At 61.7% G+C, this 11,389-nt stretch carries 8 protein-coding genes; 5 read left to right on the top strand and 3 right to left on the bottom strand.

All coding sequences use genetic code 11. The features are described 5' to 3' along the window. Positions 1-195: 195 nt before the first annotated feature. The 3 genes from AC244_RS30885 to AC244_RS30875 all read right to left on the bottom strand — a co-directional run bounded on the left by AC244_RS30885 (position 196) and on the right by AC244_RS30875 (position 6,508). Positions 196-1,650: a lytic transglycosylase F gene (locus AC244_RS30885; RefSeq protein WP_053252650.1), complete on the bottom strand. Its 1,455-nt coding sequence runs from the start codon at positions 1,648-1,650 to the stop codon at positions 196-198. A gap of 25 nt (positions 1,651-1,675) precedes the next feature. Further along, complete coding sequence (locus AC244_RS30880; protein ID WP_161807923.1) at positions 1,676-3,820, bottom strand: mechanosensitive ion channel family protein; 2,145 nt, start codon at positions 3,818-3,820, stop codon at positions 1,676-1,678. A gap of 63 nt (positions 3,821-3,883) precedes the next feature. After that, complete coding sequence (locus AC244_RS30875) at positions 3,884-6,508, bottom strand: SH3 domain-containing protein (RefSeq protein WP_053252648.1); 2,625 nt, start codon at positions 6,506-6,508, stop codon at positions 3,884-3,886. A 257-nt stretch (positions 6,509-6,765) separates the two neighbouring features. Between AC244_RS30875 and AC244_RS30870 the strand changes: the two genes are divergently transcribed. The 5 genes from AC244_RS30870 to AC244_RS30850 are packed head-to-tail and all read left to right on the top strand — an operon-like array spanning position 6,766 to position 11,376. Beyond that, complete coding sequence (locus AC244_RS30870; RefSeq protein WP_053252647.1) at positions 6,766-7,224, top strand: helix-turn-helix domain-containing protein; 459 nt, start codon at positions 6,766-6,768, stop codon at positions 7,222-7,224. Between the two features lie 29 nt (positions 7,225-7,253). Further along, positions 7,254-9,122, top strand: a complete 1,869-nt coding sequence (locus AC244_RS30865; RefSeq protein WP_053252646.1) for a hypothetical protein — start codon at positions 7,254-7,256, stop codon at positions 9,120-9,122. Between the two features lie 35 nt (positions 9,123-9,157). After that, positions 9,158-9,385 (top strand): hypothetical protein, encoded by a 228-nt coding sequence (locus tag AC244_RS30860; RefSeq protein ID WP_053252645.1) that lies wholly within the window; start codon positions 9,158-9,160, stop codon positions 9,383-9,385. Between the two features lie 18 nt (positions 9,386-9,403). Further along, positions 9,404-10,654: a YcaO-like family protein gene (locus tag AC244_RS30855; RefSeq protein WP_082367281.1), complete on the top strand. Its 1,251-nt coding sequence runs from the start codon at positions 9,404-9,406 to the stop codon at positions 10,652-10,654. Then, complete coding sequence (locus AC244_RS30850) at positions 10,651-11,376, top strand: TfuA-like protein (protein ID WP_053252644.1); 726 nt, start codon at positions 10,651-10,653, stop codon at positions 11,374-11,376. The genes AC244_RS30855 and AC244_RS30850 overlap by 4 nt, the downstream gene beginning before the upstream one ends. Positions 11,377-11,389: the final 13 nt, after the last annotated feature.

Here is an 11,389-nt window from a genome sequence, read left to right as displayed (position 1 = left end):
TGGATCAACCGTCGTCTGAAGGCCCATCCCGTCCCCGCGCTGCCCCATCAACGGTAACAAAATCGGTGTCAAAGACATGGGGCGCATAAGTCCGCGTATCACCCTTGACCACGGTCATAAGAGGGTCTGGACCTAGTCTTCGGATTGCCGTCGTCAAGAAAGGCGCGGAGCCGCTCAAGCAGACGTGATGCGAAATTACTGTACGCTAGCGTCGGTAGCAACCGGTGACTGTGCCGTAGGCGCCTCTCTGGCATGTTCCGCCAACAGCCCATAGGCTACGTAGTACTTGTAGATATTGCCGACATACTGAACCGTCTCGCGCCCAACAATCTCGGCGGCTGCATTTTCGACATTGCCGAACCAGAGGTCAGGATTGAGCCCCATATCCCTCGCCTTCGCCCGGAATTTGCGCAAGTTTCCCGGGCCGGCATTGTAGGCTGCAAATGCAAAGAGGAGCTGGTTGCGCGGCGTGATCGCGGGATCGGCGATGTACGTGTCCACCAGGTGCCGTAGGTACTTCGACCCTGCCTGGACGTTCAGATCCTGATCCTTGTCGATCCCCTTGATGCCAACGGACTTGTCGGCCGCCGTCGACGGCAGGAGCTGCATGACGCCGACCGCACCACGCGGGCTGCGCCTGGACTGATCGAGCTGGGACTCCTGATAGCCCTGCGCCATCAGCATGAGATAATCGAAGGAGTACGTATCGCCGTGCTTGCGGAAAATCTCGACCAATTTCTGGAACCGTTCGACATCGGCCGGCGCATAGGCGCGCTTCAGCATCTTGTCGCTCTTGTAGTAGGAGTTCTTCAGGATATTGCCGAAGGTGGTTCCTACGCGATGCGTCTTGACGAAGGCATCGAGCGTCGCCTTCAGCTTGGGACTGTCCTTTCGGATCGCCCAGGCGATCTGCCCATGATCTGACACCAGGATATCGTCGCGTACCTTGATATCCCTAAAGACCGTAGCCCAGATGTCGGCCTTGTACTTGTCGACAACCGTCCACGGCAACAGACCGGCATTGATCATCTCGAGCACATCTTCGTCCTCGAGATTTTCGTCCATATCCTTGATCGATATCGGTGCGCGGCCGGTCTTGACGAATCCGGCACTCAGGGCGACGAGGTGTTCATGGTAGCTGCTTGAGCTGCGGACGCGGACCTCCTGTCCGCTCAGATCGTCGACACTGGCAATGGCCAGCGCAGTGGGGCCGGTTACCAGTACCTCCCTGGCCTCATCGAACAAAGGGGCGGTGAAATCAACCTTCGCCAATCGTGCTTCCGTTATCGTCAGGTTGCCCATCACGATGTCGCCACGCCCGTCCTCCAACGCCGTCAATAGCCGCGGTCGGGGCACAGGCACGAAGGCGATGCGAATTTTCTCGATCTCCTTCTTCCGCCCGGCATTGAGCTCCTTCTCCAAGGCCATCCCGAATTCCACCGCGGTGCCAAGCTGCCGGCCGCGATCGATGAAGTAGACGGTCTTGCTGAACGGAACGACGATCCGAATGAGGCGCCGCTTCTGCATGACGTCGAGATCGCCGAGGTGCGGGGCGGTGATCGCCTCGAATGTGCTTTCGTTCGATTGCGCCTGCAGGTTCCCGATCCCAACGATCGCGAAGAGCAGAATAAACAATGCAAGGCGTCTCATCTTGGCCTCCCCAGCCCGAGAAAACCTATTCCGGCGGAGCGCCCTCGCCGAGCGCCGCCGCTGCATTCTTCTTGGCGATCGCATCGCGCGTTGCCGCAGCCGCAGCCGTATGCTGCTCATCACCCGCCACCTGCACCGTCGGCGAGGCGAAGGAGATGCCGTTCTTGTCAAATGCCTCCTTGATCATGGCTTGCGCCCGGCGTCTGATCTGCGTCTGATGTCCCGGTTTGGTCGTCATCGCGAAGCTCAAGGTGATGCCGTAGTCGCCGAAGGTCTCGACGCCCTTCATCTTCACCGTCTCGCTAATCATCGGCCCCAATTCGGGATCTTCGAGAAGTGCCGCGCCGATGCCTTTCACCACCTTCTTTACCTTGGCGATATCGGCATCGTAGGACACGTTAATCATGAACTTGTCGATCACCCAGTCGCGGCTCATGTTCTGAACCGCACCAAGGGAGCCGAATGGCACGGTGAAGACCGGGCCGCGATGATGCCTGAGCTTCACCGATCGGATGCTGAAGGATTCCACGGTGCCCTTGTAGCTGCCGCTTTGAATGTATTCCCCGATACGGAACGCATCATCCGTCATGTAGAAGATCCCGCTGATGACGTCCTTGACCAGGGTCTGGGAACCGAAGCCGATGGCGACGCCAAAAACGCCAGCGCCTGCGATCAGCGGGCCGATCTGGACACCAAGGCCGGAAAGCACCATCAGCACCGCCACCACAAGAATGAAGGCCGCTAGGAAATTGCGCAGGATCGGCATCAGCGTCAGCAGGCGGGTGTTGCGGGCACGTTCAGCGGGGTCCGTCGTTTCGACGGCGGCATGCTTGACGCGAAGGCTGATCAGGCTCTTGGTCAACTGCCACACCAGATCAGCCGTCAGCAGTATGACGACGCCGGCAAGCACACCGCGAAAGATCCGATTGACTGCATCGTCCTGAATCATCATCGACGCGTTGACGCGGAAGACAAGCGCAAGCCAACCCGCCGCTAAGGCAATGATCACAAGTCTGGCGCCGCGTTCGATCAGCACGTTGCGCATCACACGCATGTCGTCGTCTGCCGACGTGTCGAGCATCGTCTTGGCAAAGGCACTGGTGAAACGCAGAAGCAGCGGCAGACCGATGATGTAAAGGCCGATCCAGAACAGAACCCGCATGTCCGCCACCCACAGCAGCCACAATAGGACCAGGAACGCAACCATCAGGATATTGCCGACCACTCGGCGTGAGCGCGTTGTGACGCCGACAGGTCGCCGCAGCACTGTGACGATCGCAAGCGCAAGCACGACAAGGCCGAGAACTGCTGCAATAAGATTGCGAACGTCGGCGGAGATTGAAAGGGCGCGCATGGCGTCGCCGATGCCCCAGATCGCGGCGGCCGCACAAATAATCCCCACGGACGAGCGGTACCAGAAACGTGCATCCTCGGTCGTCAGCGAAAGATAGCCGGTCCGACCGGCCGGATCCGTCGCGTCAACCGGTCCGCCGGAAAGCACGGCGGATGCGATCGTGATCAGCAGGCGAGCTCCGATCCAGGCAACCAGGAGCGGCGCGATGGTCTCTTCAAGCCGCGAGGGCCAGCCGGCCACGGCCAGCACGGTGGTCGTGGCGATCGCGAACACGAGCAGCGGCAGCACTTTGACGAGCATCGAACGCGCGGGACCGGTCAATTGCGCTGAACTCAATGTCTGTCTCAGCAGATAGCGCAGCAGGTATTCGGCGCCGTAGCCAATCAACAGGATGAAGAAGAACCCTTTGAGGATTGGCGCAGTGCCATGGTTTTCCATGGCTCCCGAGAGGCTGGTCCGCGCCGCATCGATTTCGGGACCGACGCGCGGAAACGCGTTCGTGATGCCGGTCATATGGCGGCGGAGTTCAGCCGTCCAGCGTGCAGCAAGCCCGCTCGCCGGCGCCGCATCTGCGGGTGTCGTTGCCGCAGGTGTCGTCCCGGCAGGCGTCGCCGGCTGTTTGGTGGCCAACCATTGCCTGACCTCCGGATCATCGAGCAGTTCGATCAGCTGTTGAACCTTGGCGGGCTCGGCAGTGGGCGCGGTGCCTTGGGACTGGGCCTGGCTTGCGGACATAAGCCCCAGAAACACCATCAAAAAAGCTAGAATACGGGCCACGGGGGCCCAGAATCCACGTGACGAACTGACACCGATCATGCTGATCATACCCCCAGCGACCGGCGGAACGCCGATCGATTCCTGTCCTTATCCGTACAAACGCTAACACAGTCCCTGGCGTTTATGCCAACTTCCGTTTCCGGTTCGCTTTCTGCCGTCAACGGCGGCGGAAGCCGCCGCCACCACCACCATGAAAGCCGCCACCTCCGCCATGGAAGCCCCCGCCGCCTGAGAACCCACCTCCGCCGTGGAAACCGCCGCCACCAAAGCCCCGGGACGATCAAACCCGCCCCCACCGAAATTACCGCCGCTCGGCAGGTTCAACGGACGCTGGTTGAACGATTGATGCTCGAAGGAGCGCTGGTTGCCGATCTGGCGGCCGGCACGATCGATCGCCAGATGGTCGGGCGCGCGATTGCCGATGGCGTTCCCGCCACTAGCCGGGCGGCGATCGTCGATGCGCTTGTTCAGGTTCTGCGCCGCATCCGGGTGCTGGGTTGCGAACTGCTGACCGGCTTTCTTCGCATCCTGGATCGACGGCTTTTGAATCGGCTGCCAGCCGTCCGGCGTATGCTTCTGCCATTGGCCATCGTCGCGACGATAGACGTTGCCATCGCGTCCGGCATAGACGTCGCCGCCCTTGCCGCCTGCAACAAAGCCGTGATTGCCGTCGGAGGTGCGCCAATGGGCACCGGCGCCGCCGGCGGTCGAGCCGCCGCTGATCCGGGCAAAATCCGAACCGCGCTTGACCGCAGCCGTCCCCCAGCTGCCGTAGACATTGTGCCCGCCGCGCGCGATCGCCGCATTACCGGTGCGGGGATTATAGGCAGCGACAAAGCCGCGCTCACCCGCCGGCCCATAACCGGCCGCGCCCCTGATGTAAGTGCCGGTGCGCGGGTTGTAGGCCGCGCCGGCCGCGATGCCGCGATAGGGACCGTAGGCATAGCCGTAACGACCGAACGTGCCGACCGCCGGATTGTAGAACGCGCCGACGCCATAGCTTACCGGCCGTGGATAATAGGGCCAGTAGCCGCCGCCGGCCCAGCCATAGTCCCAGTAGTCGTCATAGTACCAACCGGTGCCGTAGACGAACGTGTCCCAGGCGAGATAGGCCCCGAGATAACCCATGGTGTATCCGACCCAAACCGCGTCCGGCTCGGTGTCGTAGATGCGGACATAGGTGGCGTTGTAGACCGGCGACGACGGCGGGATCGTGTAGATCTCGTCGGGGACGGCCTTTGCCACGGTGAACGGACCGGTCGGCGTATCGCCGACGAACCAGATGCCGTCATTCAACACGAAGTACTTGTCGGCAACCTGGATCACCGTTTCATTGGTATTGACGGCATAGGTGAGCGCCGTTCCGTCGATCTTCTCGAATTTCGGGTCGCCGCTATAGGCGACCTCAACCTTCACCGAACCGTCCAGCGAGACGCGGGCCTTTTCGGGGATGCTGGCCTTCAACCTGGCTTCGGCATTTTCCGAGGCGCCCGGAACCGACGAGCGGACCGTGTAATAGGCGGCATCCTCCGGAATATTCTGGAAGTCCTGGGGAAGGTTGGGGGTGGCGAAGGTCCAGGGGCCATCGAGCGACGCAGCCGAGAACCAGCGGCCGGAGACGAGCACGTACCAATTCGAATCCTGAGCGAGATAGAACACATCGCTCTCGGTGTTCGTCGCAATCTTCAGTCCGGTACCCGGCACGGCTTCGAGCTTCGGCTCGCCGTCGAACACGAACAGTTCCGACGGCTTGTCCGAATAGATGACCTTCGGCGCCGCGCCCTCGCCGGCCGCCGGCGGAATGGCCCCCTTCGCATCCTTCCAGTTGTCGTCATCCGGCAATTTGCCGAAGAGATCGGGAAGCGACGTTGCCGACTGCCAGCCGCCCGACAGGTCTTTCGACTGCAGCCATGCCTTTTCGTTGCGAAGATAGTAGCTGCCGTCGGCGTCGAGCTTGAACAGATCCCAATTGGTGTTGACGGCAAAGGACAGGCCTTCGGCGCCCTTGACCGGCGCGAACACCGCCTTGCCGTCGGTCTGCACCAGCAGCGCCGGCTCCTTGCTGACATAGATCGGCGGCGGATCGGCCTTCAGCCCTTCGACATTGCCGAGCCGCTCATAGTCGGCAAGGCTCGCGGTCAGCTTGTCCTCCGACAGCGTTAGGGTGCCGACGGGCATCACCTTGCCGACCTCCAAGGCGAGGTCGGCCAGTTCCTGGCGATCGAGAACCGAGAAATTGATCTCGTCGACCTTGATGTCGGAGACGACCACCTCGTCCGAGCCGCTGTCCGTCACGGTCTTGCCCGTCACCCCGATGACACCGAAGATCGGCTTGGCATCGTCGGACCGCTTGTATTCGGCGGCGATCAGGGCATCGAGATCGGTAAAATCCTTCCAGGCGTTCACCTGCGGCTGATAGAGCGTAATTGTCGCCCCCTTGTCGGTCTTGTAGGCGCGCGGCCAGCCGAGGCCCGTCGGATCGGCATCGGCCAGGTACTTGCCGCTGACGAAACCGTCTTTCCCTTCGAAGCTGACGGCGCACCAGGTCCCGGCATCGTCACACTCCTTGACGTCGACCTGCCCCCCCGCGGCGATCTTGCCGAGGCTGTCGAACCCGGTGCCCGGCCCTGCCCGAAAATTGACCGATGCCGTCGCCGTGGCAGGGCCTGCCCACGCCGGAGCGGCGGCAATGGCGAGCAGGGTGAAGGTCAAGGATATTCCGCGCATCTCGCATCTCCGACGTTGCCGCAATTGACTTTGTTGCAGGCGGGCATGGCCCGCATTGCTCAACAACATCGCTCCACCCCGACCCGGCGCAAGTACGTAACAGTAACAACGGCCGTAACGTCGGCCATGCAAAGGGAGCGTTCGGCGTCACACAGCGCAATTATCCATGTTTTGGCGCGTAGTGATTGCATCGAGTCATTTATTCGAGCAAACTCATATGTATGATTTGATCACGCTTACATGCGGAGGAAACACACGTGAACACAAAAGCACCCAGCCAGATTGATGTCTTTGTCGGTTCCCGCGTCAGGATGCGTCGGTTGATGGCCGGGTTGAGCCAGGAGAAGCTGGCAGACGGCCTTGGCATCACGTTCCAGCAGGTTCAGAAGTATGAAAAGGGCACGAATCGCATCGGAGCGAGCCGGTTGCAGGCAATCGCCGATGTTCTCGGCGTTCACCCAAGCTTTTTCTTCCAGGAAGGCGAAGAGGGTGCGGCTCCCCGGGCAGGCCTTGGCGATGTGCGCGAGCCCAACGAAATCTCGTCCTTCGTGTCGTCGAAGGAGGGTATTGCGCTCAATCGGGCCTTTTTGAAGATTACCGACCCGATCCTGCGCAAGAAGATCATTTCGCTGGTGGCCGCCGTCGCACAGACGCCCGAGGCAGAAACAGTCGCCGCCCACGGCAGCACTGCGCACGCCCCTGACCTGCATGGATAGGCGTCACCGGTTGCCGATGAGATAGCCAGATGAAATTCAGATTGCAGACCCTGGGGCGGTTGCGCCTTGTCGACGAAGACGAGTGCGATGTTGCCTTCCCGGAAAAGGGTCTGCTTATTCTCGCTCAAGCGATCGCCGGCGGCCATCGCGAGCAGTCTCGAAACGATGTGGCCAAGCTTCTGTGGGACGAAATCGTTCCGAGCCAGGCCTTCGTCAATCTGCGCAAGACGATCTCCCGCGTAACGTCACGGCAGGAAGAACTCGGCCACACGTTCCTCAGCTTCTCGCCGTCGACGGTCCGGCTGGAGCCGGATGCGGTTGCGAGCGATCTCGACGACATCGGCCGGAACGCCGACCAGGACGCGCTATCGCGCTTGCGGTGGGCCGCGGAGAAATTCCGTGACGATTTTCTCAAGGACTTGAAGTCGCAGGGCCGAGCGCTTCACGACTGGATCGAGCAGCAACGCGCCGATCATTCGGCGCTGCTGCGCGAGAGCCTGGTCAACGCGGCCGAGAATGCCACCGGCACAGATCGAAAGCTCGTCAAATCCGCTGCGGTCAAGCTTCTAGAACAGAACCCCGACGACGAGGTTCGCAAGATCCTTAAGACCGTCCTGGCCTCGGAGGGCCGCCAGTATGACGCGCGCCTTCTGCCGGGCGGCGGACTGGTGGCAGCAACTGCCAAGGCGTCGCCACTGTCCGCCTTGACCAACGGCCCACTGCTGGAGACCATGGGCGAGACGCGCCCGCCGCGCGTGGTGCTGCTGCCGCCGGGTGCCGGCAATGCCGACGCGGCTGCCACGCTTTTCGCTCATTGCCTGATCGAGGACGTCACGATTGGACTTTGCGCGCTCCGTTCGGTCTCGGTGATTGCGCCCTACACGGCAGCGCAGATCAGCCTGCAGGCAGACAAGGCCAGCACCTACGAACAACACGCCATCAGCTATATCCTCGATACCCGGCTGACGAACGAGGGCAATCGACAAACGCTGTTCACGCAGCTGATCTTCTTTGCCAATGACGAAGTGATCTGGGCCGACCGCTTCACGCTGGATGACGATGGCTTGATGAAGTCGCGCCAGGAGATCGCCCGACAGATCGCATTTGCCATTGCCAGCCAGGTCGAGCGCAATGAGACCATGCGCAAGGCCTATGAGAGCAACGGCGGATCCTATCGCAGCTACCTGCTCGGCCAACGCTATCTCAAGCAACTCAATCTGCCGGAGGTCCGGCGTGCCCGAAAGAGCTTCCGCGAGGCGCTCAGTCAGAATGCCGATCTGGCTCCGGCGATGAGCGGGCTTGCCCGAAGCTACTTCGTGGAGTGGCTTCTGACCGCCCGCGGCGACAGCGAACTTCTGGCTCTCGCCGAACAGCACGCTCGAGATGCGATTGCGATCGACGATACGCTTGCGGCGGGCTACCGCGAACTCGGCGTCGTCAAGCTCTACAGCCGGCAGTTCGACGAAAGCATCGAATTCCATGAGAGAGCCGAAGCGCTCAGCCCGCAGCATGCCAATGTGATTGCCAGCTACGCCGATACGCTGGTGCAGGCCTCGCGCCCGGATGGCGGCCTGCGCAAGATCGAAGCGGCGATCAATCTCAATCCGATGGCTCCGGACGAATATTTCTGGACCGCCGCCGGCGCCTGCTACTCACTTTCTCAATACGATCAAGCACTTGATTATATCGAACGCATGCGCGATCCCACCCCGGCCGATCGTCTCGCCGCGGCGAGCTGGGGTATGCTCGGCAATCGCAAGAAGGCTGGCCAATACGTGCGCAAGACGTTTGAGGTCCACCCGGACTTCAACCTGGACAAGTGGATCACGATCGTTCCGTTCCGCGAGGAATGGCAACGCACTCATTACTGCGAAGGCCTGCGCAAGGCCGGTTTCTAAGTATCATCACCACATGAGGGACAAGGGGAAAGTTGATGACGACGACAACTCAGGTAGTTGTATTTGGCGTTGAGGGCGACGATGGCCTGTGGCTGGCCGATCTCGGGACGGGCACCGTCACGCGCATCGTAGACCCGCTCACGGGCGCCTTGGCTTCGGCCAATGAGCACAGAAATGCCGGCGCCACGGTGGTGAAGGGCGTCAACTTCGCCGTCCGCGCCAACTCCGCCGGCTCAGTGTCCGGCGGGTTCATGGACGGCTAAGTCTCGGCGCGCTAGCGCATGGTTTCGGCCACACATCCAGATCGGGCGAGCGAAAGCCGCCCGATTTCAGGCAATCCTTTCACTGCAGATCATTACTCCGACCGTGTCTGCGCGCCCGAAGAGACCTTCGCGCGCGTCGCTCCTCTGTTGCCCGCTTTCGGCATCAGCCGGCTTGCCCGTCTGACCGGGCTCGACAGCATCGGCATACCCGTGTGGAACGCGGTTTCGCCAAATGCGAAGTCGATCGTCATCAACCAGGGCAAAGGCATCACCGATATCGGCGCAAAGGTATCGGCGGCGATGGAAGCGCTGGAGCGCGCGGTCGCCTGCAACCCGTCAGCACCAATAGTGCACGCGACGCGACGTACACTATTGGAAAAGGGCGAACGAGCGCTCACCCTTCCCGGCCTTGTGGCAGCGGGCGAGGCCGACCTTAGCGATGCCGAACCGACGGCGTGGCTGCGCGGTGTCGATCTTCTCCGTCAGCAAACGACATTCGTACCGTTTCATGCCGCACTGCTCGACCGCACACTTGAGCGCTGCCGCTACTGGCAATCGTCGGACGGGCTTGCCTCCGGCAACACCGAAGGCGAGGCGGTTCTGCACGGCCTGCTGGAGCGGATCGAACGCGATGCCGAAACCTTGTGGCGACTACTGCCCCTGACGGCGCGACTGCGCACCTGCATCGACGCGGATCTGTTCGACGATCCCATCATTAACGACATGACAAGCCGGATCGCCACCGCGGGCCTGACGCTTCGCCTGTTCGACATGACAAGCGACATCGGCATTCCCTGCCTGTCCGCCGTTATCGCGGATGCCGGCATCCGCGACGCCAAAGAGCCGCGCTACCATGACGTCACCATCGGGCATGGCGCCCATCCCGATCCGCGATGCGCCGCGATCCGGGCCATTACCGAGGCCGCGCAGTCGCGCCTCACCTATATCAGCGGCGCGCGCGACGACGTTTTTCCGGAAACCTTCACCCGCAGGCTGCCGCGCGAGACACAGCAACTGTTCGAGGCCTCGCCTTGCACCCGAAACCCACTTGCCTGGGCTGCAGGCAAGGGCGAAAACGCTTTGCTCGCGCACGTCATTGAAGCCCTCATGCGCGCCGGCATCTCCACCGTGGTTGCGGTTCCGCTGCTCGCCGAGCCGCTACCGTTTTCCGTGGTCAAGGTCTTCGTGCCGGAACTCGAAAATCCTGATGGAGCACGCAAGCGCCGTTTCGGCGCACGGGCACTGTCGCACGCCCTGGAGATCGCATGAAGATCCTCTTTGCCGGGCCGACCTTGCCGGACGCGCAAGCGCTTGTCGGCACCGACATCGAGCTGCGACCGCCGGCCGTGCAAGGCGACATCTTGCGAGCCACGCAGGACGGCGCAACTGTCATCGGGCTCGTTGACGGCCACTTCGAACAGGTAGCGCCCGTCTGGCACAAGGAGATCCTGTTTGCGCTTTCCCAAGGTGTGGGCGTCTACGGCGCGGCCAGCATGGGCGCGCTTCGCGCCGCCGAATGCGCAGCCTTCGGCATGATCGGCATCGGCAGGATCTATCGGCAATATGCGGCAGGCGAGCTTGATGACGATGCCGATGTCGCCCTTCTGCACGGCCCTGCGGAACTGGGTTATCTGCCTTTGACCCTGCCGCTGGTCAATGTCGTGGCGACGCTTGAGGATTTGCACGCGCGTCAACAGATCGACGCCGCCTCTGCCGCACAACTGCGGATGGCGGCGGCCGAGATCTTTTACAAGCAGCGCCGCTGGCCGACGATCGTGGCGCGTGCAAAGCTTCCAGAAGGCACTGATCACAAACGGATGGAAGCGCTTCTGGCGGGCGGGGCGATCAACCAGAAGCGCCTCGACGCCCTGGAACTGCTCGATACCATTTGCTCTGCCCCTGACCGGCGGCGAGCGACGCCGGAAGGCTGGGCATTCAATTCTACAAGCCTTTGGAAGCGGTTGCTCAATCAACTTGCCGCTTCATCTTAAGCGTACGAATTTC

Origin of the sequence: Ensifer adhaerens, assembly GCF_001270265.1 — a bacterium.
Classification (GTDB): domain Bacteria; phylum Pseudomonadota; class Alphaproteobacteria; order Rhizobiales; family Rhizobiaceae; genus Ensifer; species Ensifer adhaerens_B.
Note: the sequence above shows the minus strand (reverse complement) of the source record. Positions and strands in the feature narration are given on the sequence as shown.